The following is a 24,987-nucleotide window of genomic DNA, read 5'->3' as shown; positions in this document are numbered from 1 at the left end:
GTGTACGTCCGCACCGACGACGGGCGGCGCGTCGCCTACGACCGCGAGGGCTCGGGCGGGCGCCCGCTCGTCCTCGTCGGCGGGCTCGGGCAGATGCGGGCCACCGACCCGGCGACCCGCACGCTCACGAGCGAGCTCGCCGCTCGCGGGTTCGACGTCGTGCACCACGACCGCCCGGGCCGGGGCGAGTCCACGGGCGAGGCGCCGTTCACGCTGGCCGGGGAGGTCGCGGCGATCCGGGCGCTGGTCGACGAGCTCGGCGGGCGCGCTGCGCTCTACGGCAGCTCCTCGGGCGGGGCGATCGCGCTCGCCGCGGCGGCACACGTCCCGGGCGTGGACCGCCTCGTGCTCTGGGAGGTGCCGGTCGGCACCGACGGCGGTGACGAGGCGCGCGCGTGGCACCGGGGGATCGTCGAGCGCAGCGCGACCGGCGACCTCGAGGCCGTGCTGCGCTTCGCCATGGACGGCATGCCCCCGGAGTGGCTCGACGGCATGCTCGCCGGACCGGACCGCGAGCACCACCTGCGCCTCGCGCCGACCACCGCCGCCGACGCCGAGGCGCTGGCGTGGGCGGCGGACGCGCTGCGCGACGAGAGGCTCGCGCGCGAGGTCACCGTGCCGACCACTGTGCTCACCGGCACCAGCGCCTGGCCGTTCCTCGTCGAGGCCGCCGACGCGCTGGTCGCCGCGCTGCCCGACGCCGAGCGCGGCGAGGTGCCGGGCGCCGAGCACGGCTGGGAGCCGGCGGACCTCGCGCGCGTCCTGATCGACATCTTGCTCTGACGCCGGAACATTCCGCCCCGGTCGGACCGTCACAGCGGCATGATCGCCCTCTTCCGTCCCCCCGCCGCCGCGCTGGCCCTCGCTGTCCTCGCGGGCGGCCTGCTCGCAGGGTGCAGCGGCGGGAACAGCAGCTCGGTCAGCTGCTCGGGCACGAGCTGCCGCGCGACGGTGACCGGCGCACCGATCGAGGTGAACCAGCCCGAGCCCGGGAGCGGGTCCGGGCGCAGCAGCACCAGCCGGCGCCCCGTGAACGACGGCGACGCCGTCGATTTCCGGGTCGAGTCGCTCGCTCCGGGCTCGGTGGAGGTCTCCGACGACGGTATCGTCACCCGTGTCCCGCAGGGCGGCACGTTCGTCGAGGACGGGTCGACCGTGCGACTCGAGTCCTCGGACGGGCGCACCGCCGTCTTCACGTTCCAGGGCCGGTGACCGCGATGACCCCCCTCCCGGCGCGCCTGCACCTCGGCGCGTACGCCCCGACCGCGGGCGTCGACCTGTCCGGCGTCGCCGTCACCGGCGACACGATGTTCCTCGCCCCCGACGAGGGCTCCGCGCTGCTGCGGCTGCGCCGGGAGCCCGGCGGCGGGTCGCTGGACTGGGAGGCGCCCGAGGAGGTCCCGCTCGGCGACGCCGTGGCGCTCAAGGGCGGGCCCGACGACGAGGTCGACGCCGAGGGCCTCGACATCGTCGACGGGTGCCTCTGGGTGGCCGGCTCGCACAGCGCCAAGCGCAAGCGGGTCAAGCACGGGACCCCGCCGGACGAGATCGGGCAGCGGCTCGCGGAGGTCGACCCGCAGAAGTCGCGCCGCGTGATCGCCCGCCTGCCCCTGCGCGACGGTCCCGACGGCCCGCGGACGGTCAGAGCGGGGAAGAAGGTCGACGGGGTCGGCGAGGCGGCACGCCTGCCGTCGGGCAAGCGGGGGCTCTGGGGCGCGCTCGCCGACGACGAGCACCTCGGGCCGTTCCACGGCATCCCGGGCAAGGACAACGGGTTCGACGTCGAGGGCATCGCGGTCCGCGAGGCGCACGCCGGCGGCGGCGTGGTCCTCGGCCTGCGGGGTCCGGTGCTGCGCGGGTGGGCGGTGCTGCTCGAGCTCGCGGTGCACGCCGACGGCCCGGAGCTGGTGCTCGACCGGCTGAGGAAGACCTTCGTCGACCTCGAGGGCCTCGGCGTGCGCGACCTCGCCCGCGACGGCGAGGACCTGCTCGTGCTCGCCGGGCCGACGATGGTGCTCGACGGCCCGGCGCGCATCGTGCGCCTGCGCGGCGGGGCCGCCGCCCCGCTCCCGCCCGCGATCACCGCCGACGAGGTCGAGGTGGTCACCGAGGTGGCGGTGGGCCGGGGCTGCGACCGCCCGGAGGGGCTCGCGGTCCTGCCGGAGGGCCTGCTCGTCCTCCACGACACCCCGGCGCCCCACCGCCTCGACGGCGAGCGCCTCGTCGGCGACGTGTGGCCTGCGGCCAGGTGAGCAGTATGGACGGCTATAGCCGTCCATACTGCTCACCTGCCGTAGGCACCTAGACGTTCATGGCGATGTACTTGATCTCCAGGTACTCGTCGATGCCGACGCTGCCGCCCTCGCGGCCCAGGCCCGACTGCTTGACGCCGCCGAACGGGGCGCCGGCGTTCGACACCATGCCCTGGTTGAGGCCGACCATGCCGGCCTCGAGCCGCTCGGAGAGACGGATCGCCCGGGACAGGTCGTTGGTGTAGAGGTAGCTGACCAGCCCGAACTCGGTGTCGTTGGCGGCGCGGATCGCGTCGTCGTCCTCGGTGAACGTGAAGATCGGCGCCACCGGACCGAAGATCTCCTCCTTGGCCAGGCGGGCCGAGGTGGGGACGTCGGCGAGCACGGTCGGCGGGTAGAAGTAGCCCGCGCCGGAGGGGACCTCGCCGCCGGTGCGGACGACGGCGCCCTTCTGCACGGCGTCGTCGACGAGCTCGGCGACCTTGTCGCGCTGGTCGGCCTCGACCAGCGGGCCGACCTCCACGCCCTCCTCCGTGCCGCGCCCGATCTTCATGTCGCCCATCCGCTCGGTGAGCTTCTTCGTGAACTCCTCGGCGACGTCGGCGTGCACGTAGAACCGGTTGGCCGCGGTGCAGGCCTCGCCGATGTTGCGCATCTTCGCGAGCATCGCGCCCGCCACGGCCTCGTCGACGTCCGCGTCGGCGCAGACCACGAACGGGGCGTTGCCGCCGAGCTCCATCGACGTCTTGAGCACCTGCTCGGCGGACTGCTCGATCAGCTTGCGCCCCACCTCCGTGGAGCCGGTGAACGAGAGCTTGCGGATGCGCCCGTCGCGGATCAGCGGCTCCATGACCTTGCCGGTCGAGGACGTCGTGACGACGTTGAGGACGCCGTCGGGCAGCCCGGCCTCGGCGAGGATGTCGGCGAGCTTGAGGATCGTCAGCGGGGTGAGCCCGGCCGGCTTGATGACCATCGTGCAGCCGGCCGCGATCGCCGGGCCGATCTTGCGCGTGCCCATCGCCAGCGGGAAGTTCCACGGCGTGATCAGCAGGCACGGCCCGATCGCCTGGCGCGTCACCAGCACGCGGCCCGCGCCGTTCGCGTTGACCTTCCACTCGCCGGAGATCCGCACGGCCTCCTCGGAGAACCAGCGGAAGAACTCGGCGGCGTAGGTGATCTCGGCCTTCGACTCGGCGAGCGGCTTGCCCATCTCCAGGGTCATGAGCAGGGCGATCTCGTCGGCCCGCTCGGTGACCAGCTCGAACGCCCGGCGCAGGATCTCGCCGCGCTCGCGCGGGGCGGTGGCCGCCCACGAGGGCTGGGCGTTCGCCGCGGCGTCCAGGGCCGCCATCCCGTCCTCGGGGGAGGCGTCGGCGACGTCGCAGAGGAGCTCGCCGGTCGAGGGGTCCTCGACACCGAACGTCCGCCCGTCGGTCGCGTCGCGCACCGACCCGCCGATGATCAGGCCCTTGGTGACCTCGTCGATCACTCGGCGTTCGCGGTCGCTCTCGGCCATGGGTCCCCTCCCGTCAGCGTGCCCCGGCGTGCGGGGCCTGTCGGCGGCGGAGTGCCCTGGGACCTGGTGGGCTACGCGTGAAGTCCCGTCACCACTCCCGTCACCACTCCTGTCACAGGGACATCCGGTGGCGCTCCGGCCCCGCCCAGCCCTCGGCGACCGGGACCGAGTACCAGATGTCGAGGGCGACGCTCGCGAACAGCCACCCCTCGCCGGTGCGGAGGTAGGTGTCGGCGAAGCGGCCCGCGAGCACGAAGCTCTGGCCGTGGTAGATCGGGGTGGCGAACAGGAAGCTGGTCCCGCTCGCCGTGTCCCCGTCCACCGTGACGTCGTGGCCGTGGATGAACTGGCGCACGAACGGCTTCCCCGCGTCCGCCGGGAGCAGCCGCGGGATCGCCGCGAAGAACTCGGTGATCGCCGCGCGCCCCGACGCCGTCCCGAGGTAGGAGTAGTCGAGCTCGGCGTCCTCCGCGAAGAGGCCGCCGATCTCGTCCCACCGGTCGGTGTTGACGAACTCGTGGAACCGGTTGCGCAGCCGGTGCAGCGCCGACTCCGCCTCCAGGACCTCGAGGCGGCGACGCAGGTCGGCCAGGTCCTCGCTCACCGCGCGGTGAACGTCAGCGGCAGGTGCTGCATGCCGTGCATGACGTAGCTCGGGTCGTAGCGCGGCACGAAGCCCGGCTCGGCGAGCGCGATGTCGTCGAGCCGGGAGAACAGCACCTCGAAGGCGATCCGCGCGACCGACCGGGCCAGCGGCGCCCCGATGCACGAGTGCGGGCCGTGCCCGAACGCCTGGTGCGAGCGCAGGCGCTCCCGCGACGGGTCGAAGGTCTCCGGCTCGGCGAACACCTCCTCGTCGCGGTTGCCGGAGGCGTAGACGACCCACACGTGCGCGCCGGCCGGGATCGCGACACCGCCGAGCTCGGTGTCGGCGGTGGCGACGCGGAAGAGCCCCTGCACCGGTGACTCCAGCCGCAGCGCCTCCTCGAGGTACCGGCCGAGCTCGTCGGGGTGGGCCCGCACCTGCGCCATGAGGTCCGGGCTCTCGCAGAGCATCAGCATGAACGAGGAGATCAGCTTGGTGGTGGTGTCCGCCCCGGCGCCGATGAGCTGGCTGCAGAAGCCGACCATCTCGTTCGGCGTCAGCGGCGCGTCGCCCTCGTTGCGGGCCTGCACGACCGCGGTCAGCAGGTCGTCGCGCGGGTTCTGGGTGCGGTCCGCGATCTCGTTCTCGAAGAACGTCCAGAACTCGATCTGGGTCTCCAGCGTGGCGAGCAGCGCCTCGTCGGTCATCGCCGTGCCGATGGCGGCGTTGATCGCGTCGGCCCAGCGCGCGAAGTCGCCGGAGTTCTCGACCGGCACCCCGAGCAGCGTGGCCAGGGCCTGCACGGGCGCGGGGGAGCAGTAGGCCGGGACGAGGTCGACCTCGCCCGCCCCCGCGAAGCCGTCGACGAGCCCGTGGCACAGCTCCCGGATCCGCGGCTCGATCCGCGCGACCGACCGCGGGGTCAGCGCCTTGTTGAGGATGCGGCGGTGCCGGCTGTGGTCCGGCGGGTCCTGGGTGAACAGGACGTCACCACGGCTCATGACCACCCGGACGCGCTCGGCGAACTCCGGGGTCGCGTCGGCCAGCGCCCGGCCGACCGCCGCGACCGCGCCCGACACCGTCGGCCCCATGGGGTTCTGGCTAGAGAACAGCCGGGGCTGGGTGTTGACCTTCTCGATGTCGGCGTGGCGGGAGACGACGTAGATGTCGTACTCCGGGTCGTGGAAGACCGGGGCCTCGCGGCGGAGCTGCGCGTACTGCTCGTACGGACACCGCATGGTGTCCGGCTCCTGGTCGAAGATCGGCTTGGTGGGGCGCGTCCCGGTGGTCATGGGCTACTTGGCCCCCTGCCCGGCGTCGACCCGCAGGATGTGGCCGGTGATCTGGTCGGCGTTGTCGGAGGCGAGGAAGAGCACCGCGTCGGTGATGTCGGAGACCTCGGTGCGCCACTTGTCGCCGGGCATGTTGCCGGCGGCGGAGAACATCTCGTAGGCGTCGTCGGGGGTCATGCCGACCTCGCCCGCGAGACCCAGCACCATGCCGGAGCCCTGCCCCTCGCCCGGCTTGATGGTGGCCGGCGCGATGGCGTTGACGTTGATGTCGAACTCGGCGAGCTCGAAGGCCCACGCCGAGGTCAGGCCCTGGATCGCGTGCTTGGCGGCGACGTAGTGCGACAGCTGGGCGTGCCCGGAGCCGGTGACGCCGGACGAGATGTTGATGATCTTGCCGGAGCGCCGGCCGATCATGTTCGGGACCACGTACTTCGCGACGTACATGTGGCCCTTGAGGATCGTGTCGATCACCGCGTCCATGACGTGGCTGCGCATGCCCTGGATGGTGTCGAGCGCGGCCACGCCGGCGTTGTTGACGAGGATGTCGATGCGGCCGTCGAAGTAGTCGAGCGCCTTGGCGACCGACGCCTCGACCTGGCTCTCGTCGCGGATGTCGCAGCCCAGCGGCAGGCACCGCTGACCGGTGGCCTCGACGGCCTTGGTGGTGTCCTCGAGCATCTGCCCCGTCGCGAGCGGATAGATGTCGGGGATCGGGTCGGTGATGTCCAGCGCGGCGATGTCGGCGCCCGCGTCGGCGAAGGCCAGCGCGTGGCTGAGGCCCTGGCCCTTCGCCGCGCCCGTGATCAGGACGTGCTTGCCCTCGAGCCCGCGCAGTACTGCCGCCATCGAAACGCCTCCTTGAGTTCCCTGTGACGCCGCTCATGCGTCGTGAGGACGCTAACGCCGCTCGACGGAGGCGGCAAGGTTCAGGCGGTCTCGGGGTCCTTCCGGCCGATCCACGTCCACCCGTCGCGCGGTCCGTTCTCGACGAGCGCGGCCTCGATCCGGCGCTCGGCGATGCGCCAGCGGTCCTCGCGCACGAGGACGTCGACGTAGCGCAGGCCGACCCGCCACTGCGTGCCGTCGTGCAGCTCGTGGCCCGCCGAACAGGAGGAGACGGCGTGCACCCGCCCGTCGCCCGCGTCGGTGAGCCGCACCTGGCCGAGGTGGTGGTGGGTCCGCCGGAACCCGCCCTGGCCGCCCGCGAACCGCGCCCGCAGCGCCGCGCGCCCGCGCAGCTCCCCGCCGCGGCCGGGGCCGAAGTCCATGACGGCGTCGGTGGTGAACAGGTCCACGACGGCGTCGATGTCGTAGGAGTCGATCCGCTCGCAGTACAGCGCGAGGACGTCGGTGATGGCGACGCGGTCGTCGGGGTCCATGGTTCGCTCCTCAGCGCAGGTGGGGGAGGACCCGCTCGCCGATGGTCGCGACGCGGGTCAGGACGGTGTCGAGGTCCGGCTCGGCGAACGCCACGCGGACCACGAGGTGAACCCGCGACCACGCCGCGAGCGACGCGAGGACGGCCCGCAGGCCGGTCACGACGTCGTCGACGTCGCCGCGGACCTGGATGTGGGCGTCGATGTCGGCCGCGCGGGCGGGGTCCGCGAGCCCGGCGAAGACCGCCCGGCCCTGCTGGATCGCCTCGTAGGCCTCCTGGGCGCGGGCGAACCCGGCGCGGGCGTGGGCGGCCCCGCCGCCCGGGGCGTCGAGCACGCAGGTGACGACGACGCCGCGGACGAAGGTCGGGTCGGCGGGATCGCGGACCGTGGCGAGGGTGCGGGAGGCGGCCTCGACGATCGCCGGCTCGCCGCGCCCGACCAGGTGCCCGTCGGCGAGGCGCCCGGCCCGGGCGAGTGCGCGCTCGGCGTACCCGCCGAGCCAGAGCGGGATCGGGCGCGCCGGGGTCGGCGTGACCCGGACGTCGTGCAGGCCGAGCCCCGGCGCGTCGAACGGCTCGCCCGTGCCGGCGGCCCGCAGCGCGCCGACCAGCGCCTCGAGCCGCGCCCCGCGCGTGGCCGGGTCGACGCCGAACGCGGCGTACTCGTGCGCGGCGTACCCGAGCCCGAGGCCGAGCAGGAGGCGCCCGTGGCTGAGCCGGTCGACGAGCGCGGCGTCCTCGGCCAGGCGCAGCGGGTGGTGCAGCGGGGCGAGGACCACGCCGCTCGCCAGCTCGATCCGCTGCGTCACGGAAGCGCAGGCGGCGAGCACCGTCAGCGGCGAGGGCAGGTAGCCGTCGGGCATCCCGTGGTGCTCGGTGACCCAGAACGAGTCGAACCCGGCGTCCTCGCCGGCCCGCGCGAGGGCGACCGCGTCCGTGGGGTCGCCGTGCTGGCCGCTCCAGAGGCCGAGGCCGATCTTGAGCTCGTCGGTCACCGCTCGTCCGTCACAGGGTCAGCACGGCGCCGAGCCGCGCCCGCCACTCGCCGAGGTCGACGTAGTCGCGGAACGCGGTGATCAGGTCGCGGTCCGGGTCGACCTCGACGACGCCGTGGCAGGCGACGGCGTACTCGGTGCCGTCGATGCCGAAGCGGTCGACCCGCTCCAGCCAGGACCGCTCCGGGGTGTGCGCGGCGGTGACGATGTCCCAGCGGACCCACGCCGAGCGCGCCAGGATCGGCGCGAGCATGCCGCGCACACCGGCGGGGCCGACCACCGGCGGGTGCGGGACGTTCGCCCACGTCGCGTCCTCGGCGAAGCACGCCCCGGCGGCGTCGGCGTCCCGGGCCTCGACGGCGGCGAGGAAGCGCCCCACCACGGGCGGCATGGTCATCCGAAGACCACCGGGTACGACGCGAAGTGGTCCCGCGCCGAGTGCGGGTCGCGCTGCGGGGGCGCCGCCGGGTCGGGGCGCGCGCCCGCCGCGAGCAGGGCGTCGAGCATCAGGGTCACGGTGCCGAGGACCTGGGCGCCCTCGCGGTCCGTCGCCGCCGGCACCCCGCCGGCCAGCTCGGTGCCGATGCAGGCGTGCATCCCGCCGCCGAAGGCGTGGCCCCAGCGCGGGACCTCGGCGGGGACGTCGCGGGCCGGGTCGTACTCGGTCGGGCGGTCGAAGATCTCTGGGTCGCGGTTGGCGGCGGCGATGTCGAGCACGACCTCCGACCCCTCGGGGATCTCGGTGCCGCCGCGCAGCGAGATCGGCGCGAGGGCGCGGCGGCGGGCCACGGGGCTCGCCGGGTGCAGCCGCAGCGTCTCGTAGACGCAGGCCTGCAGCAGGGCCGGGTCGTGGCGCGCCTCCTCGGCGGCCTCGGGGTCGCGGGCCGACCAGGCGAACCAGTCGTCGACGGCGTGGGAGAACGCGTCGGCGGTGCTGTGCGAGCCGGCCTGCAGGTAGAACGCGACCTCGCGGCGCAGCATGTCGCGGTCGAGGCCGAGCTCCTCGGTGTGGCGGAGCAGCGCGGTGAGGACGTCGCGCGGCAGGTCGTCCTCGGTGATCTCCCCGGCGGCGAGCCGGCCCAGCAGGGCCTCGCGGCGGGCGATCGAGGGGGTGAGGAAGATCCGGTCGAACTCGTCGAGCGCGTCGGCGACCTCGGCCCGCACCTCCTCGGGGTCGCGGGTGGTGTGCACCAGCGTCGCGCCCTCGGAGAACTTCTTCGCGAACCGGTAGAGCGCGTCGGTCTCGGCGACCTCGGTGGTCGAGTGGTCGACGCCCGCGACCATCGCGGTCAGGTTCATGACCGTGCGGTAGCCGAGCTCGAGCAGGTCGGCGCGGCCGGCGGCGACGAACGGGGCGAGGGTGTCGGTGACGACGTCGCGCAGGAACGTGTGCTCCCAGTGCCGGAACGTCCCGCGGCGGAACAGCCGGTTCTCGACGCGGCGGCGCGTGCGGTGCGCGGACCCGTGCAGCACCAGCAGGCAGTCGGCCATGACCACGCCGCCGGCGTCGTACAGGGCCTGCTCGAGATCGTGCTGGCGGTAGGCCTCGCGGACGTCGGCGTAACGGTCCAGCGTGATCGTGGGCAAGGAACACTCCCTCGGCGTGGCGTGGCTAACGACGCTAGCAACGCACCCGCATCCGGTCGAGTGGCGACGGCGTCGTCAGGTACTTGACGCCGCCCGGTCGGCTCCCCAGTCTGTGACCCGTCCCACCGTCTCTTCCAACCTAGCGGGGAGCCACCGTGTCCGAGGTCGAGGCGCTCGAGGCCGACGTCGTCGTGCTGGGCACCGGTCCCGCCGGGATGGCCGCGATCGCGGCCGCGGCCGACGAGGGCGCGACGGTGGTCGTCCTGGAGGCCATGGACCACATCGGCGGCAACGCGGTGTGGTCCACGGGCTACCTGGCCTTCGTCGACTCCGCGATGCAGCGCGAGCAGGACATCGCCGACGACGAGGAGACGTTCGTCGCGGACGCCCGGGCGATGGTCGAGCAGGCCCGCGACCGGTTCGGCGTCGAGTGGGACGAGGCGCTCGTGCGGCTGTTCGCCCGGGAGAGCGCGGAGACCTACCGCCTGCTCGTCGAGCGCGGCGTGCGCTTCAGCCGCTTCATCCCGCGGCCCCGCCAGCACACCGTGGACCGGATGGCGGCCGTGGAGGACAGCTGGATGCTCGGCCGGGCGTTCCGGGCCGACGTCGAGCGCCCCGGCGTGACCGTCCGGTACGGCACCGTCGCCGACCGGCTGGTCGTCACCGACGGCCGCGTCACCGGGGTGCGGGCCCACTCGACCACGGACCAGGCGCTCCTCGAGGTCACCGCCCGCCGCGGCGTCGTGCTGGCCACCGGGGGCTACCAGGCCAACCCCGAGCTGCGGCGCCGCATCCAGCCCGAGGCGGTGTCGCGCGCGCCCTACCTGGGGATCGACACGTGCCGCGGCGACGGCCACCTGCTGGGCCAGGCCATCGGCGGCGACCTGATCAACATGACCTTCGTGCCGCCGCTGGTGATCGTCTCCTCGTCGGTCGTGGAGGACGCGATCGCGGTCAACGAGGCGGGCGAGCGCTTCCACGACGAGGCCGGGCCGTACGAGGAGCGGGTCGACCGCCTGCACGAGCAGCCCGGCCGCCGGGCCTGGTACGTCGTGGACGACGAGGTCGCCCGGGAGAAGGCCACGCTGATCGGCCAGATGCCCGAGCCGCCGGTGACCGCCGGGAGCCTCGCCGAGCTGGCCGCCGCCATCGGCGTCCCGGCGGCGGCGCTCGAGGCCACGGTCGCGCGGTGGAACGACTTCCTCGCGACCGGGGCCGGGCAGGACCCCGACTTCGGCCGCGTGGTGCTGCCGCCCGGGCGCCGGACGTGCGCGCGGGCGCCGTTCACCGCGGTGCCGATGGTGGAGGGCATCAACTTCTGCTGCGGCGGCTTCCGCGTCACCACCGACCTGCAGGTCCTCGACGTCTTCGGCGACGCGATCCCGGGCCTGTTCGCCGCCGGCGACTGCGTGGGCGGGCTCAACCCCGTCTCCGACCTCGGCGGCATCCACATCAGCGGCGGCTTCACGCTCGGCCGCCTCGCCGGGCGCGCCGCGGCCCGCGACGTCCGCGGCGGGGGCGGCCACGGATCGGTCCTCCACGCCCAGCTGCCGGGGATGCTCGACACCCGCATCGCCCTCGTGCAGCTCGACCCCGAGCCCACCACCTCCTGAGGAGACGACGATGTCGGTCGGAGTGTTGTTCACGCAGGGCCAGGTGACCGGCGAGCCGCAGACGGTGCTCGCCGAGATCCTGGAGCAGGCCGAGGCCGCGGACCGGCTCGGGTTCTCGGCCGCGCTGACCACGGAGCACAAGGACTCCGACGAGTACTTCGGCGCGCCGCTGCACCTCGCCTTCGCCATCGCCGCCCGCACGCAGCGGGTCCGCGTGGGCACGGCGATCGCCATCGCCCCGCTCTACGCACCCGTCGTGCTGGCCCAGGACGCCGCGATCCTCGACCAGCTCTCCGGCGGGCGCGCCTGGCTCGGGCTCGGCGCCGGCTACATGCCCGTCGACTACACCGCGGCCGGCGTGCCGTGGGAGGACCGGGCGCAGCGCTTCGACGAGACCGTGCGCATCGTGCGGGCGGCCCACACGCAGGAGCGCTTCTCGTTCGACGACCAGCTGCACCACTTCGAGGACCAGGCCGTGCTGCCGCGCCCGCTGCAGGACGGAGGCGTCCCGCTGCACCTCGCGGCCTGGACTCCCGGCGGCCTGCGCCGCGCCGGGCGCCTCGGCGACGGCTGGATCACCAACGCCCTGATGTCGCTGGACACCATGACGGCCATGGCCGCCGACTACCGCGCCGCCGCGGAGGCCGCCGGCCGGCGTCCGCACGTGACCTCGATCCGCTTCTGCTGGCCGTACACCTCGCGCGAGGAGGCCCTCGAGCTCTTCGGCGACACGGCGCTCGCGATGGCCCGCACGCTCTTCGACTACGGCGCCATCACCGATCTGCCCGGCGTGACGAGCGCCGACCAGATCACCCTGGAGGAGTTCGTGCGCGACCGGTTCGTGTTCGGCACGCCCGAGGAGTGCGTCGAGACGATCGGGCGCTTCCGCGACGAGGCGGGCGTCGACGACTTCCTCATGATCTTCCGGTACCCGACCGGGCCCGACCACCGCTCGGTCCTGCGGGCCATGGAGCTGTTCGGCACCGAGGTGCTGCCCGCCCTGGACCGGCCCGCGGTCCCCGCGTGACGCCGCTGCGCGTGGGGGTGGTCGGCCTGCACTACGCGGCCGGCACCCACCTGCCCGTCTACGCCGCGCTGGCGCGCGAGGGGCTCGTGGAGCTCGTCGCGGTCGCGACCGCGCACCGGGAGACCGCCGACGAGGCCGCCCGCACGCACGGCGTCCCGCGGGCGCACGTCGGGTTCGAGGCGCTCTGCGCGGACCCGGAGGTCGACCTGGTGGACGTGGCGACCCGCCCGAGCCGCCACGCGGCGATGGTCGCCGCGGCACTCGGGGCCGGCAAGCACGTGCTGTGCGAGGCCCCGCTGGCCCGGTCGGCGGCGGAGGGCCGCGAGATGGCCGACGCCGCCCGCACGGCCGGCCGGGTGGCGGTCGTCGACATGCAGTCGCGCTACTGGCCCGGTCTCGCCGAGCTGCGCCGCCGGGTGCGCGAGGGCGGGATCGGCCGGGTCGACAACGTCGCGGTGCAGGCGTTCTACCCGACGTTCACGAACCCCGCCGCCGTGCGCGGCTCGGGCTGGTGCGCCGAGGCCGCCCACGGGGCGAGCTCGCTGCGGGTGCACGGCCTGCACACCGCCGACGTCCTGCGGTGGGTGTTCGGCGAGCTCGGCGACGTCCGCGGGCTGGTGGCCCGGCGGGCGCCGACGTGGCCGGGACCCGACGGGCCGGTCCCGGCCGACAGCGTCGACTCGGCCGCCTGGACCGCCCGCACCGAGGACGGCGCGCTGTGCTCGGTGCACAGCTCCTGGGTGGCGCCCGGGGGAGGGGGCTGGCGGCTCGTCGCGCACGGCTCGGAGGGCGTGCTAGTCGCCGAGGCGGCCGGGCACACCGGCCACTTCCCGGTGCGCCTCTCCGGCGCCCGCCCGGGGGAGGACCTCGCGGAGATCGTGCCCGCCGAGGGCGGCGCCACCGAGCCCTTCACCCGCCTCGTCCGCGCGCTCGTCGCGCACGTGGCCGACGGGGGAGCGCCCGGTGACCTGCCGACCTTCGCGGACGGTGTCGCCGCCCTGACCGTCGCCGACGCCGTCGACGGCGGTTTGACGTCAGTCGCCTAACGACTACCGTCCGAGGGTCGCCGGGTTCGAGGAGGAAGCCGTGACCACCACCGGGGAGTCGCTCGTCGTCACCCTGAGCACGTTCGCCGACGCCAAGGACGCCTACCGCAGCCGCGAGCTGCGCCAGTCCCTCTACGACGAGGGCGAGGTGGTGATGGCGGACGTGCTGGTGAACCTGCACGGCACCGAGCACCGCGACCGGCGCCGCGTGGAGAACCGGATGTTCCGCCGGGAGGTGTTCGAGCGCTACGAGCGCGACCTGTTCCCCGAGGTCACGGCGCAGACGCTGGCCCCGTACGTCGCGGCGGGCCACGTCGACCTGGTGCACCTGGGCCACGAGCTGATGCTCAACCTGGCCGCGCTGACCGCGGGGATCGACCGGCCCGAGGGCACCGCCGCCGAGACGGCCCGGCTGCACGCGCACATGATGCGGTTCATCGAGGGCGCCACGCTGGCGCACGCCACGGGCGACAAGGCCGCGAAGGCCGCCGAGGTGGCCCGCGCGCTCGAGGAGTGGGACGAGGAGTTCCTGGCGCCGTCGATCGCCCGGCGGCGGGAGATGCTGGACCAGGGGGTGGAGCCGCCCCGCGACGTGCTGGCCACCCTGCTGCGCCACGCCGACGAGCTGGACCTCCCGCACCACGTCGTCCGCCGCGAGGTCGCCTTCTACCTGCTCGCCGGGGCGCACACGAGCGCGACGGCGTTCGTGCGCACCGTCGACCACATGCTCGGCTGGTTCGCCGAGCACCCCGAGCGCGCCGACGCGCACACCGACCCGCTGTTCGTGCAGCGCTGCGTGCACGAGACCGTGCGGCTCAACCCGTCGAGCCCGGTCGGGATGCGCCGCGCGCTCGCGCCGGTGGCCCTGCGCTCGGGCACGACGATCCCCGAGGGCGCCACCGTGGTGATCGACCTGCAGGCCGTCAACCGCGACGCCACGCTCTTCGGGCCCGACGCGGCCGCCTTCGACCCCGACCGCACGGTGCCCGCGGGCGTCGCCCCGTTCGGGCTGAGCTTCGCCGCGGGCATGCACGTCTGCATCGGGCAGGACCTCGCCGCGGGCGTCGTCGCCCGGTCCGACACCGACCCGGACACGCACCTGTTCGGGCTGGTCACCGGCGCGGTCGGCCAGCTGTTCGCCGCCGGGGTCGGCCGCGACCCGGACCGCCCGCCGGAGCGCGACGCGTCGACCGCGCGCCCGTACTGGGGCACCTATCCGGTGGTGCTCGGATGACCTACCGCATCGAGGTCGACAAGGAGATCTGCATCAGCTCGGGCCGCTGCGTCGCCGAGTACCCGGAGCGGTTCCGGTTCGACGACGAGGAGGTGGCGGAAGGGGTGCCCGGCGCGCCCGCGCTGCCCGACGACGCCGCCCTTCGACTCGCCCGCGCCTGCCCGTCGTCGGCGCTGCTGGTGTTCGATGCCGACACCGGCGAAGAGATCGACATTTTCGCCTCGTAGCTGATCGGGGAGCACACGTGGACCTGGGGATCCGGGGACGGCGCGCGGCGGTGGCCGCGGGGACGGCAGGGCTGGGACGGGCCTGCGCGGCGGCACTCGTGGCCGAGGGTGCCGAGGTGACGATCTGCGGCAGCGACGCCGGGCGCGCCGAGGCGGCCGCGGCAGAGCTCGGCACCGACTGGCTGGTCGCCGACCTGCGCGACCCGGAGGCCGCGGCGGGGTTCGTCCGCGACGTCGAGGCGCGCCACGGCGGGCTCGACCTCCTCGTCGTCAACGGCCCGGGCCCGGGTCCCGGCACGGTCGCCGACACCGCGCTCGCCGACTACCAGGCCGCGCTGGACCGCAGCCTGCTCGCCGTCGTCGGGATGTGCCTGGCCGCGGTGCCCGGGATGCGCGAGCGCGGCTGGGGGCGGGTCGTCGCGATCACCTCGCTCGGCGTGCGCCAGCCGTATCCCAACCTCGCGCTCTCCAACACCGCGCGGGCCGGGGCGACGGGGTTCCTGCGCACGCTGGCGCGGGAGGTCGCCGCCGACGGGGTCACCGTGAACTCCGTGCTCCCGGGCCTGCACGACACCGACCGGGTGCGCTCGGTGTATGCCGACCCCGACGCGCGCGCCGCCGCCCTCGCCGGCGTCCCCGCCGGGCGGCTCGGCGACCCCGCGGAGTGCGCGGCGCTGGTCGCGTTCCTGTGCTCGGAACGGGCCGGGTTCGTCACCGGCACCGCGGTCCCCGTCGACGGCGGGGCGTACCAGGGTCTGCTCTAGACAGAGTCGTCGTCAGCTCCCTAACGTCTACCCTCCGCCACGACGACGTTACGGGGAGCGCGCATGTCCACGGAACCGACGGCACCCCCCGCCCCCGACGACGCCACCACCCGGCGGGCGCTGCGGCGCTTGCTCGCCGGCGGCGTCATCGGCTCGCTGGTCGAGTTCTACGAGTTCTCGGTCTACGCGGTGCTCGCGACGACGCTCGCGGCGGTGTTCTTCCCGTCGGTCGACCCGACGACGGCGCTGCTGTCCACGCTCGCGGTGTTCGCCGTCGCGTTCTTCGCCCGCCCGCTCGGCGGGTTCGTGTGGGGCGCGGTCGGGGACCGGATCGGGCGCAAGCGCACCCTCGCGCTCACGGTGCTGCTGATGTCCGCGGCCACGGCACTGATGGGCGTCCTGCCGGGCTACGCCGCGATCGGGCTGGCGGCGCCGGTGCTGCTCGTGCTGCTGCGGTTCGTGCAGGGCGTCTCGGCCGGCGGGGAGATCTCCGGTGCCGTCTCGTTCGTCGCCGAGCACGCGCCGGAGAACCGCCGCGGCTTCTTCGTCGGCATGATCTCGGTCGGCGCCGTCGTCGGGACCCTGCTCGGGAGCCTGATCCCCGGGGTCCTGCTGCTGACCCTGTCCACCGAGCAGATGCAGGCGTGGGGCTGGCGGATCCCGCTGCTCGTGGCCCTGCCCCTCGGCCTGATCGGGCTCTACATCCGCCAGAAGCTCGATGAGACCCCGTACTTCCTCGCGCTGCGCGAGGAGCGCAACCGGGCGGCCAACCCGGTGCGCGCGGCGCTCGCGGGCCGGGAGCAGCGCCGGCTGCTCGTCATCGCGTTCTTCCTGGTCGCGGCCAACGCGTCGTCGTTCTACATGATCGTCGGCTACCTCCCGAGCTTCGCGACCCGCAGCCTCCAGCTCTCCGGGCTGCAGGCCTTCGCGCCCTCGGTGATCGCGCTGGCGGCCTGCCTGGTCGCCGAGGTCGGCGGCGCGTGGCTCTCCGAGCGGGTCGGGCGCCGGACCGTGCTGCTCGTGAGCGTCGTGGGGCTGCTGGTGCTGTCGTACCCGAGCTTCCTGCTCATCACCTCGGGGACGTTCGGGCTGATCGCGTGCGGGCTGGTGCTCTTCGGGCTGCTCGCCGGCGCCTACGCCGCGGTGATCAACGCCGCGCTCGTCGAGCTCTTCCCGACCAGGGTCCGGGTCAGCGGGCACGGCATCACGTACAACCTGTCGGTCGCGCTCTTCGGCGGCTCCGCGCCGTACCTGCTGACCTGGCTCGGCGGCGTCACCGGCTCGACCATGGTCGGCGCGTACTACGTGATGATCCTGGCGGTGGTCTCGCTGCCCGCCGTGCTGGCGCTCAGGGAGACGGCGCGTCGCCCGCTGCCGATGTAGCGGTCGGCGTGATCCGCAGCAGGCGCTCCGCGTTCGCGGTCAGCGCCTGCGCCCACGGGCCGGTGGGGGTGTCGTCGGCGTCGGAGTCCCAGCCGGCGAAGTTGGTGCCGAACACCAGGCGGGCTGGGTCGGCCCGGGCCGCGAGGAGGTCGAGCGACCCCTCGTCGTGCACGTGGACGTCGAGCCAGAGCCGCTGGAACCACGCCTCGAAGCCCTGCTCGCGCAGGGCGTCCGACGCCCACGGCCGCTTGCGCGCCGCCCGCGCGAAGCGCCCGGCGAGGAACGCGGCCGCGCCGCCCCCGTGGGACAGGCACACGTCGAGCTCGGGGTGGCGCTCGAGCACGCCACCGAAGACCAGCGCGGCGACCGCGAGCGTCTCGTCGTACGCGAAGCCGCACTGCAGGTCGAGGTCGAACCGGCGCAGCCGCGGGTCCGCGGGCGGGCCGTCCGGGCCGATCGGCGAGGGGTGCACGAACAGCGGGACGTCGAGCTCGACGACCGCCTCGTACAGCGGGTCGAGGGCCGGGTCGTCGAGGGTGCGGCCGGCCGGGTCGGTGTCGAGGTAGATCGCGCTCATGCCGAGGTCGCGGACCGCGCGCCGGGCCTCGGTCACGCTGTCGGCCACGTCCTGCACGGGCAGCTGGGCGGCCGCGAGCAGGCGGTCGGGGTGCTCCGCGACGAGTGCGGCGAGGCCGTCGTTGTGGCGGCGCGCGAAGGACACGGCGTCGTCGACGGGGAGGTCGCCGAAGTAGGTCAGGGGATTGGGGGAGAGGAGCTGTCGCGCGATCCCGGCGGCGTCCATCGCCGCGAGGCGCAGGTCGACGTCCATGAACGGGCTGCCCTCGTAGCGCACGCCGTGCAGGACGTAGTCGCCGACGCGGTAGAACGGCCGCCCGTCGGACGACGTGCCGAGCTCCGGCCCGGCCGCCCCGGCCGCGCCCTCCGAGGAGCGCAGGACGGCGTGGGCGTGGACGTCGAGGACGCCCTCAGACATGGGACATGCGCTCGAGCTGCTCCTCGGTGAGCGCGAGCGAGCGCGTCAGCGGGCAGGCGGCGAGGAAGCGCACCTGGTCGGACGCGCGCTGCTTCTGCTCGGGGATCGGGGTGACGAGGTCGGTGCGCCTGCCGCCCTTGATCACCTCGACGATCTTCTCCTTGTCCTGCAGGACCTTCACGTCGCGCAGCGGGTCGCCGTCGACGACGAGGACGTCGCCGACCCGGCCCGTCTCGAGCGTGCCGACCTCGCCCTCCATGCGCATCGCGAACGCCCCGTTGCGGGTGGCGGCGACGATCGCCTCCATCGGCGTCATGCCCATGTACTCGACGAACATCTCCAGCTCGCGGGCGTGCCACTCGCCGACGGGCGTGACCGCGAAGCCGGTCTCCGACCCGGTGAGGAAGCGGACTCCGGCGGCGTGCGCCTTGGTCAGCTGCTTGGCCGTCACCTCGATCTCGGCGCGGAAGACGTCGAGCAGCTCGGGGGCGGTGCCGATCTTCTCGCCGTAGTCGGCGAGGTTGCCGAGCAGCGTGAACGTCGGGCACATCGACGCGCCGGCCTCGACGACGGCCTCGATCGCCTCGTCGTCGAGGTAGGAGGCGTGGTAGATCAGGTCGACCCCGGCCCGGGCGGCGTCACGGGTGGAGTCGGAGTTGCGGCAGTGCGCGACGACCTTGGTGTTGAGCTCGTGCGCGGTGTCGCAGACGGTGCGCAGCTCGTCGATGTTCCAGACCTTGACCTCGGGGCCCTTCATCGACGGGATCAGGCCGGTGACCATGATCTTGATCCAGTCGACGCCGTACTTGATCTGCCGGCGGATCTCGTTGACCATCACGTCCCGGCCGGTGACCACCGTGGCGTAGCCGGTGGTGCCCTCGTCCTTGATCATCCGGCCGGCCGTGCCGCCCAGCATCGTCATCAGCGCCTGGCCGCCCGCACGCATCCGCGGGCCCTCGACGATCCCGGCCTCGATCGCGTCCCGGAGCTCGCAGCCGATGTTCCACAGGCAGTCGGCGTCGAGCACGCTCGTGACGCCGGCGCGGAGCACCTTGCGCGCGTTGTAGGCCGAGAGCATCGAGCTGTAGGCCTCGGTGCGGTGGTTGAAGAGCTCGTCGTTGCCGGTCGGCTCGCCGAACGTGAGGTGGGTGTGCGCGTCGATGAGCCCGGGCATCACCGTCTTCCCGGTGGCGTCCACCCGCTCGGTGGCCGCGTCGGCGCCGGCCGCGGCGGCCGCGCCGAGGGCGGCGATGCGGCCGTCACGCACGAGGACGTCCTCGCCGGGCCGTGCCGCCGCGCCGGTGCCGTCGACGACGGTGCCGCCGTGGATGAGGATGCTCGCCATGCCGGACGCCTCCCGGGGGTCGAACGTGCGCCGTCAGGGGGCTGACGACTACTCGCACGCGTGCCGTGCCCTGGGTCTCAGTCTCGCACAAGAGCGAACCATCGCCAGGTGATGGACGCGATCGATCAGCGGCATTAGCGTCGTTACCGTGACGACGACGTGGGCAGTGATCACCGGGGCCGGTCGGGGGATCGGTGCCGTCCTGGCCCGGCACGCGGCGAAGGAGGGGTACCGCGTCGCCGCGTGGGACCTCGACGGCGAGGCCGTCCGTGCCGTCGCCGACGACATCGGCGAGGCGTGCGTGCCGATGGCCGTGGACGTCACCGACGAGAGCTCGGTCCGCTCGGCGGTCGCCGAGCTGCCCGCGGCGCCCTCGCTGGTGGTCAACAACGCGGGGATCGTGCGCTTCGGCCCGCTGCTCGAGCTGGCGGCCGCCGACTGGCGCGCGGCCCTCGACGTCAACCTCACCGGCACGTTCCTCGTCGCGCGGGTCGCCGCCGAGCGCATGATCGCGGAGTCGACGGGCGGCGCGATCGTCAACATCGCCTCCATCAACGGGCTCGCCGCGGCGCCCGGGGCCGGCGCGTACACGGCGTCGAAGGCCGGCGTCGTCATGCTCACCGAGCACATGGCCCTCGAGTGGGGCGCCCACGGCATCCGCGTCAACGCGGTCGCGCCGGGCCTCATCGACGCCGGGATGTCCGACGCGATCTACGCCGACCCCGAGGTCCGGCGGCTGCGCTCGGGCCGCGTGCCGCTCGGGCGCCTCGGCACCGCGCAGGACGTCGCCGAGACCGTCCTCTTCCTCGGCTCGGAGAAGGCCGCCTACGTCACGGGCCAGACGCTCGCGGTCGACGGCGGCATCACCCGCGGCGCGCTCAACGCGATGCCCCGCGCGCGCTCCGACGCCTCCGCCGACTGACCTGGGACGATGGAGCCATGTCGCAGCAGAGCGTCATCGACGAGCTGGGTCGTCTCGGGATGTCGGGCTACGAGGCCAAGGCCTACGTGGCCCTCGTGGCGGCCGGGACGCCGCTGAACGGGTACGAGGTCGCCAAGCGCTCGGGCGTGCCGCGCAGCACCGTCTACGAGACCCTCGGCAAGCTCGTGGGCCGCGGCGCCGCGTACGAGGTGCACACCGGTGACGCGAGCGTCGGCTACCTGTCGCTGCCGCCGGCGTCGCTGCTCGAGCGCATGCGCCGCGAGTTCGACGCCTCCATGGACGCACTGGGCACCGAGCTGCCACGCCTCGCCGTGCCGCCCCAGGTGCGCATCGTCCACAACCTCACCGACCGCGACGGCCTGCTCGCGCGTGCCGAGGACGTCGTCGGCGCGGCCCGCAACGACCTGTTCCTCTCCGGCTGGCCCGCCGAGCTCGCGCCGCTCAAGGCCGCGGCCCGCCGCGCCGAGAACGAGGGCGTCGACGTCTCGGTGGTGAGCTTCGGCGAGGACGCCGAGCCCGTCGGCGCCACCACCGTGCACCGCTTCTCCTCGCCCGACGTCGCCCTGGAGAACCTGGGCTGCCGGCTGATGGTGGTCGCCGCCGACCGCGAGCAGGCCGTCATCGGCGGCGTGGTCGGCGACGACGCGTGGGGCGTGTTCACCGACGACCCCGCCGTCGTGCTCGTCGCCGTCGAGTACGTGCGCCACGACATCGCCATGCACCTCATCGCCGAGAAGCTCGCCCCCGAGGACTTCGAGACGTTCTGGGCGAACGACCCCGCGATCCAGCGCCTGCGCGCCGACCACGGCATCCCGGCCGCGCTGCTCAAGCTGGGCGGGCGCTCGGAGGCCGCGGCCCCGGCCCGCCGGCGCCGTCGCTAGGCGACGCCACCGATCAGCTTCCCGCGCGCCGCCCGTCGGTACCTGTGACGTCGACACACAGGAGGCACGCACGATGCGGGAACTGACCTTCGGCATGAACGTGAGCCTGGACGGCTACGTCGCCGCACCCGGCGACGACCTGGGCTGGAGCATGCCGAGCGACGAGCTGTTCCAGTGGTTCTCCGACCGGGTGGCCGCGACCGGCCTGGCGCTCTACGGGCGCCGGCTCTGGGAGGGGATGAGCGCCCACTGGCCGACCGCCGACCAGCAGCCGGGCGCCACACCGGCGCATGTCGAGTTCGCCCGCCGCTGGCGGGACATGCCCAAGGTGGTGTTCTCCTCGACGCTCGGCACGGTCGAGGGGGCCCGCCTGGTCACCGGCGACGCCGTCGCCGAGATCACGAGGCTGAAGGCCGAGGACGGCGGCCCGATGGACATCGCGGGCGCCACCCTCGCCGGGGCGGCCATGCGGGCCGGGCTGATCGACGAATACGCGATCGTCACGCACCCGGTCCTCCTGGGCGGCGGCCTGCCGATGTTCGCCGCGCTCGACACGTGGGTCGACCTGGACCTGGTCGAGACCCGGACCTTCCCCGGCGGCACGGTGCTGACCCGGTACGCGACGAGGCGGTGAGCACGGGTCACGAGGTCGCGGGCAGGCCCAGCCAGGGCTTGTCGGTGGCGTCGAACCCGGTGAGCTCGGCGATCTCCCCGTCGACGACGTGCAGGACCGCGAGGGCGAACAGGCGGTACTCCGGGTCGTCGGGGGCGCGGCGGTACAGCGCGGCGGCCGGCATGCGGTTGACCGTGGTGGCCACAGCGCGCCAGTCGTCCATGCCGGGCCCGAAGAGCCCGCCGGAGACCCAGCCGTCCACCGCGTCGCGCGCCCCCACCGTCACGGTGCCCGGGTCGGGCAGCATCGCGAAGCGCAGGTCGTCGCGCAGCAGGGATGCCAGCCCGTCGAGGTCGTTGCGCTCGTGGGCGTCCATGTAGGCCCTCAGCACGCCGCGCTCGGCGTCCGACAGCGCGTGGGTGGCGGGGCTGCGCCAGTCGAGGCGGCGGTCGGGCAGCTGCTCGCGCATGGTCACGCGCGCCCGCTGCAGGGCGCTGGTGACCGAGGCGAGGGTCAGCTCGAGGGCGTCGGCGGCCGTCGACGCCGGCCAGCCGAGGACGTCGCGCAGGACGAACACCGCCCGTTGGCGCGGCGGCAGGTGCGCCACGGCGACGACGAACGCGAGCTCGATCGTCTCCCGCGCCACCGCCGCGTCCAGCGGGTCCTCCGGGAGCATGCGATCGGGGTAGGGCTGCAGGTGGGCCACTTCCGAGCCCTCGACGGGGACCGGCGTGCGGTCGTTGCGCTTCTCCAGGAAGTCGAGGCAGGCGTTCGTCGCGATCCGGTACAGCCAGGTCCGCAGCGCGGCACGGCCCTCGAACGACGCCCGCTTGCGCCACGCCCGCAGGAACGTCTCCTGCGTCATGTCCTGGGCGTCGTCGTAGTTCGCGAGCATCCGGTAGCAGTGCACCTGCAGCTCGCGCCGGTGGGGCTCGGTGACGAGGGCGAATCGCGATGCCTCGGCGGCGTCGGTCATGGTGGTCGATCCTTCCAGCGGTGCGAGGGGCACCAGGACCGACGATCCGGCGGTGGATTCCTGATCGGTGACGCTCAGGCGTGGGTGACGCCCAGGCCGAGTCCGCCGTCGACGGTGAGGACGTTGCCGGTCACCCATTCCGCGCCGAGCAGGTACTCGACGGCCTCGGCGACCTCGTCGGTGGTGCCGGGCCGGCCCAGGGCGTGCGCCGGGCCGAGGGACTGCATCCGCTCCGCGGCGGTGGCGTCGTCGAAGACGCCCGCGCGCTGGTTGATCTCGGTGAGCACGCCGCCCGGGCGCACGCAGCTGACGCGGACGCCCTGCGGGCCCAGCTCGGCGGCGAGCACCCCGGTCAGGGTCTCCAGCGCGCCCTTGGTCGCCGCGTAGGGGGACGCGCCCGGGAAGGCCCGCTGGGTGTGCACCGAGCCGAAGAACACGACCGCGCCGCCCGACGCGACGAGGTGGGGGAGGGCGAGGCCCGTGAGCAGCATCGGCGCGATCGTGTTGGACGCGAAGACGTCGTGCAGGCCCTGCTCGGTCAGCTCCGCGAGCGGGCCCCGGTACATGTTGCCGGCCGCGTGCACCACGGCGTCGAGACCGCCGCCGTGCTCCACCGCGGCGTCGACCATCGCGTGCCGGTCGGCCTCGACGGTGACGTCGCCGGTGACCGGGCGGGCCCCGGTGCGCTCGGCGACGGCGCCGATCTTCTCGGCCCGGCGCCCGGTCAGCGTGACGTGCGCGCCGGCGGCGGCCAGGCGTGTCACCACGGTCTCGCCGATGCCCGACCCCCCTCCGGTGACCAGGACGGACATGCCGGCGATCGGTCGTGCCATCAGGCGGTTCCTCTCAGGACGGTCTCCGCGGCGAGCCGCAGCATCAGCGCGCGCTCCAGGGGGGCGGTCGTCGCGCGCAGCCGGTCGGACTGCACCTCGACGGCGAGCGGGACGGCCGGGGGCAGGCCCGCGACGAAGGCGCCGAGGTCCAGCCCGCCGTGGCCGGGCGGGACCCGGTCGTGGCGGGCCTCGTGGGCGAGGTCCGGCGGGGTCGTGCCCGGGTCGGCGAGGTCGGTGAGCTGCGCGTACCCGGTCAGCGCGCGGTCCGCGGGGCGGGCCGGGTCGTCGCCGGTGCGGTGCAGGTGCAGGGGGTCGAGCAGGACCGTCGCCCCGGCCGCGCGCGCGACCCGCTCGGCGGCCTCGCGCGTCCGGACGCCGGTGAACCGCATCGGCTCGAGGGCGACGCGGGTGGGCGCGCCGCGCAGGAGGTCCACCAGCTCGGCGACGCGCGCGGTGGTGACGTCCTCGTCGGGCTCGTCGGAGACGGTGAGCAGGAACCGGGCGCCGAGGTCGGCCGCGGTCTCGGCGAGGGCGCGGTCGTGGTCGGTGAGGGGGTCGGCACCCAGCCGGACGACCTCGACGTCGAGGAGCCCGACGGGGTGGTCGGCGAGCGCGCGGGCCACCGCGTCGCGCTGCGCCCGGGGGTTGGCGAGGCGGACCCCGACGAGGTCGTAGCCGCTCGCGGCGGCGATGCCCACGGTCTCGGCGGGCTCGAGGTCGAGCACGCAGCCGGCGGAGAGGGACAGCGCGTGGCCAGGGGGCGTGTGATCAGCCACCGAGGGCCCATCGGGCGGCCCGGGTGACGATCTCCGCGTGCTCGCGGACCGCGTACGACGGCGGGTGGTGCCCGAGGGCGTCGTAGACGACGCGCCCGCCACCGTGCTCGCGGGCCCAGAACAGGGGCATGACGCGGCCGTCGGGACCGGGCTGGGGGGCGGCGAGCAGCGGGTCCAGGTCGTCGGCGAGCTCCATGTCGCCGTAGACCTCGTCGACCAGCGAGAAGCAGTCGACCCCGTGGACCAGGGCGTCGTCGCCGGTGACCGATACGTCGACGACGGGACCGAGCGGCGGGTGCTGGGAGTGCCCCCAGACCCAGCGCGCGCCGAGCGCGTCCGCCCACCCCGGCCAGTCGTCGAAGCAGAGCGCGGCGGTGTGCATCGCGAGCACGCCGCCGCCGCGGGCGAGGTGGGCGTCGAAGGCGGCGCGGGCGGCGTCCGACGGGCTCGCGCCCTCCTCGCCGGCCTTCTCGCGGTAGCGGTCGGGGACGCCGGGGCCGGTCATCGTCCAGCGCAGCGCGTTGACCACCAGGAGGTCGGCGCGGGGCAGGGCGAGCAGGGCGGAGTCGACGCCGGCGGTGCCCTCGTGCACCTCGACCTCGACGCCGAGCGGGGCCAGCAGCTCGGCGAGGCAGGACGTCGTGGCGGGGAAGTCGTGCGTCAGACCTCCGGACAGCACCACCGCGCGCACGAGACCCTCCCGTCGTCAGTCACTTCACCACTAGT

The 24,987-nt window shown here is 74.3% G+C and carries 27 protein-coding genes; 13 read left to right on the top strand and 14 right to left on the bottom strand.

All coding sequences use genetic code 11. From position 1 onward, the window contains the following. The 3 genes from EV188_RS23755 to EV188_RS23745 are packed head-to-tail and all read left to right on the top strand — an operon-like array spanning position 1 to position 2,252. Entirely contained in the window at positions 1–783 is a 783-nt protein-coding gene (locus EV188_RS23755; RefSeq protein ID WP_133828782.1) for an alpha/beta fold hydrolase, read from the top strand. Between the two features lie 39 nt (positions 784–822). Continuing rightward, positions 823–1,212, top strand: a complete 390-nt coding sequence (locus EV188_RS23750) for a hypothetical protein (RefSeq protein ID WP_133828781.1) — start codon at positions 823–825, stop codon at positions 1,210–1,212. A 5-nt stretch (positions 1,213–1,217) separates the two neighbouring features. Beyond that, a complete protein-coding gene (locus tag EV188_RS23745) occupies positions 1,218–2,252 on the top strand; it encodes a DUF3616 domain-containing protein (protein WP_133828780.1) in 1,035 nt (344 codons plus the stop codon). A gap of 49 nt (positions 2,253–2,301) precedes the next feature. Here the strand turns inward: EV188_RS23745 and EV188_RS23740 are convergent, their stop codons facing one another. The 8 genes from EV188_RS23740 to EV188_RS23705 form a co-directional block, all read right to left on the bottom strand. Further along, complete coding sequence (locus EV188_RS23740; protein ID WP_133828779.1) at positions 2,302–3,768, bottom strand: NAD-dependent succinate-semialdehyde dehydrogenase; 1,467 nt, start codon at positions 3,766–3,768, stop codon at positions 2,302–2,304. Positions 3,769–3,880: 112 nt separating this feature from the next. After that, positions 3,881–4,372: a nuclear transport factor 2 family protein gene (locus tag EV188_RS23735; protein WP_166660039.1), complete on the bottom strand. Its 492-nt coding sequence runs from the start codon at positions 4,370–4,372 to the stop codon at positions 3,881–3,883. Then, positions 4,369–5,646: a cytochrome P450 gene (locus EV188_RS23730; RefSeq protein ID WP_133828777.1), complete on the bottom strand. Its 1,278-nt coding sequence runs from the start codon at positions 5,644–5,646 to the stop codon at positions 4,369–4,371. The genes EV188_RS23735 and EV188_RS23730 overlap by 4 nt, the downstream gene beginning before the upstream one ends. Before the next feature lie 3 nt (positions 5,647–5,649). Continuing rightward, positions 5,650–6,492 carry an SDR family NAD(P)-dependent oxidoreductase gene (locus tag EV188_RS23725; protein WP_133828776.1) on the bottom strand — a complete coding sequence of 281 codons (843 nt, stop codon included), beginning with the start codon at positions 6,490–6,492 and terminating at the stop codon, positions 5,650–5,652. 80 nt (positions 6,493–6,572) lie between these two features. Then, positions 6,573–7,025, bottom strand: a complete 453-nt coding sequence (locus tag EV188_RS23720) for a nuclear transport factor 2 family protein (RefSeq protein ID WP_133828775.1) — start codon at positions 7,023–7,025, stop codon at positions 6,573–6,575. Positions 7,026–7,035: 10 nt separating this feature from the next. Then, positions 7,036–8,019: an LLM class flavin-dependent oxidoreductase gene (locus EV188_RS23715; protein ID WP_133828774.1), complete on the bottom strand. Its 984-nt coding sequence runs from the start codon at positions 8,017–8,019 to the stop codon at positions 7,036–7,038. Between the two features lie 10 nt (positions 8,020–8,029). Beyond that, positions 8,030–8,416, bottom strand: a complete 387-nt coding sequence (locus EV188_RS23710) for a nuclear transport factor 2 family protein (protein ID WP_133828773.1) — start codon at positions 8,414–8,416, stop codon at positions 8,030–8,032. Continuing rightward, positions 8,413–9,606, bottom strand: coding sequence for a cytochrome P450 (locus EV188_RS23705; protein WP_133828772.1), 1,194 nt, complete (start codon positions 9,604–9,606; stop codon positions 8,413–8,415). The genes EV188_RS23710 and EV188_RS23705 overlap by 4 nt, the downstream gene beginning before the upstream one ends. A gap of 155 nt (positions 9,607–9,761) precedes the next feature. Here EV188_RS23705 and EV188_RS23700 point away from each other — a divergent pair, with 155 nt between their 5' ends. From EV188_RS23700 to EV188_RS23670, 7 genes are all read left to right on the top strand, one after another. Beyond that, positions 9,762–11,219, top strand: a complete 1,458-nt coding sequence (locus EV188_RS23700; protein WP_243741948.1) for an FAD-dependent oxidoreductase — start codon at positions 9,762–9,764, stop codon at positions 11,217–11,219. Between the two features lie 10 nt (positions 11,220–11,229). Further along, a complete protein-coding gene (locus tag EV188_RS23695) occupies positions 11,230–12,246 on the top strand; it encodes an LLM class flavin-dependent oxidoreductase (RefSeq protein WP_133828771.1) in 1,017 nt (338 codons plus the stop codon). Further along, complete coding sequence (locus EV188_RS23690; RefSeq protein WP_133828770.1) at positions 12,243–13,292, top strand: Gfo/Idh/MocA family protein; 1,050 nt, start codon at positions 12,243–12,245, stop codon at positions 13,290–13,292. The genes EV188_RS23695 and EV188_RS23690 overlap by 4 nt, the downstream gene beginning before the upstream one ends. Before the next feature lie 40 nt (positions 13,293–13,332). Next, positions 13,333–14,526: a cytochrome P450 gene (locus EV188_RS23685; RefSeq protein ID WP_243741947.1), complete on the top strand. Its 1,194-nt coding sequence runs from the start codon at positions 13,333–13,335 to the stop codon at positions 14,524–14,526. Beyond that, positions 14,523–14,753: a ferredoxin gene (locus tag EV188_RS23680; protein ID WP_133828769.1), complete on the top strand. Its 231-nt coding sequence runs from the start codon at positions 14,523–14,525 to the stop codon at positions 14,751–14,753. The genes EV188_RS23685 and EV188_RS23680 overlap by 4 nt, the downstream gene beginning before the upstream one ends. A gap of 17 nt (positions 14,754–14,770) precedes the next feature. Further along, positions 14,771–15,517 (top strand): SDR family oxidoreductase, encoded by a 747-nt coding sequence (locus tag EV188_RS23675; RefSeq protein WP_133828768.1) that lies wholly within the window; start codon positions 14,771–14,773, stop codon positions 15,515–15,517. 63 nt (positions 15,518–15,580) lie between these two features. Further along, positions 15,581–16,900: an MFS transporter gene (locus EV188_RS23670; protein ID WP_133828767.1), complete on the top strand. Its 1,320-nt coding sequence runs from the start codon at positions 15,581–15,583 to the stop codon at positions 16,898–16,900. Here EV188_RS23670 and EV188_RS23665 read toward each other — a convergent pair. Both EV188_RS23665 and EV188_RS23660 read right to left on the bottom strand, forming a co-directional pair. Further along, complete coding sequence (locus EV188_RS23665) at positions 16,866–17,894, bottom strand: amidohydrolase family protein (protein WP_133828766.1); 1,029 nt, start codon at positions 17,892–17,894, stop codon at positions 16,866–16,868. The two genes, EV188_RS23670 and EV188_RS23665, sit on opposite strands and share 35 nt — an antisense overlap. Further along, positions 17,887–19,239: a metal-dependent hydrolase family protein gene (locus tag EV188_RS23660; RefSeq protein WP_133828765.1), complete on the bottom strand. Its 1,353-nt coding sequence runs from the start codon at positions 19,237–19,239 to the stop codon at positions 17,887–17,889. The genes EV188_RS23665 and EV188_RS23660 overlap by 8 nt, the downstream gene beginning before the upstream one ends. A gap of 148 nt (positions 19,240–19,387) precedes the next feature. On the opposite strand from EV188_RS23660, the gene EV188_RS23655 reads away from it, so the two are divergent. From EV188_RS23655 to EV188_RS23645, 3 genes are all read left to right on the top strand, one after another. Then, on the top strand, positions 19,388–20,161 hold the full coding sequence (locus tag EV188_RS23655) for an SDR family NAD(P)-dependent oxidoreductase (protein WP_243741946.1): 774 nt from the start codon (positions 19,388–19,390) through the stop codon (positions 20,159–20,161). Positions 20,162–20,178: 17 nt separating this feature from the next. Next, positions 20,179–21,063 carry a TrmB family transcriptional regulator gene (locus EV188_RS23650; RefSeq protein ID WP_133828764.1) on the top strand — a complete coding sequence of 295 codons (885 nt, stop codon included), beginning with the start codon at positions 20,179–20,181 and terminating at the stop codon, positions 21,061–21,063. A 73-nt stretch (positions 21,064–21,136) separates the two neighbouring features. After that, positions 21,137–21,697 (top strand): dihydrofolate reductase family protein, encoded by a 561-nt coding sequence (locus EV188_RS23645; protein ID WP_133828763.1) that lies wholly within the window; start codon positions 21,137–21,139, stop codon positions 21,695–21,697. 7 nt (positions 21,698–21,704) lie between these two features. Here EV188_RS23645 and EV188_RS23640 read toward each other — a convergent pair whose 3' ends face one another. The 4 genes from EV188_RS23640 to EV188_RS23625 all read right to left on the bottom strand — a co-directional run bounded on the left by EV188_RS23640 (position 21,705) and on the right by EV188_RS23625 (position 24,952). Further along, positions 21,705–22,652 (bottom strand): RNA polymerase subunit sigma-70, encoded by a 948-nt coding sequence (locus EV188_RS23640; protein ID WP_133828762.1) that lies wholly within the window; start codon positions 22,650–22,652, stop codon positions 21,705–21,707. A gap of 74 nt (positions 22,653–22,726) precedes the next feature. Further along, complete coding sequence (locus EV188_RS23635; RefSeq protein ID WP_243741945.1) at positions 22,727–23,485, bottom strand: SDR family NAD(P)-dependent oxidoreductase; 759 nt, start codon at positions 23,483–23,485, stop codon at positions 22,727–22,729. Continuing rightward, complete coding sequence (locus EV188_RS23630) at positions 23,485–24,261, bottom strand: sugar phosphate isomerase/epimerase family protein (protein ID WP_166660038.1); 777 nt, start codon at positions 24,259–24,261, stop codon at positions 23,485–23,487. Before EV188_RS23630 ends, EV188_RS23635 begins: the two co-directional genes overlap by 1 nt. Next, positions 24,254–24,952, bottom strand: coding sequence for a ThuA domain-containing protein (locus EV188_RS23625; RefSeq protein WP_133828760.1), 699 nt, complete (start codon positions 24,950–24,952; stop codon positions 24,254–24,256). Before EV188_RS23625 ends, EV188_RS23630 begins: the two co-directional genes overlap by 8 nt. Positions 24,953–24,987 lie beyond the last annotated feature (35 nt).

Origin of the sequence: Actinomycetospora succinea (assembly GCF_004363095.1) — a bacterium.
Taxonomy (GTDB): Bacteria; Actinomycetota; Actinomycetes; order Mycobacteriales; family Pseudonocardiaceae; genus Actinomycetospora; species Actinomycetospora succinea.
Note: the sequence above shows the minus strand (reverse complement) of the source record. Positions and strands in the feature narration are given on the sequence as shown.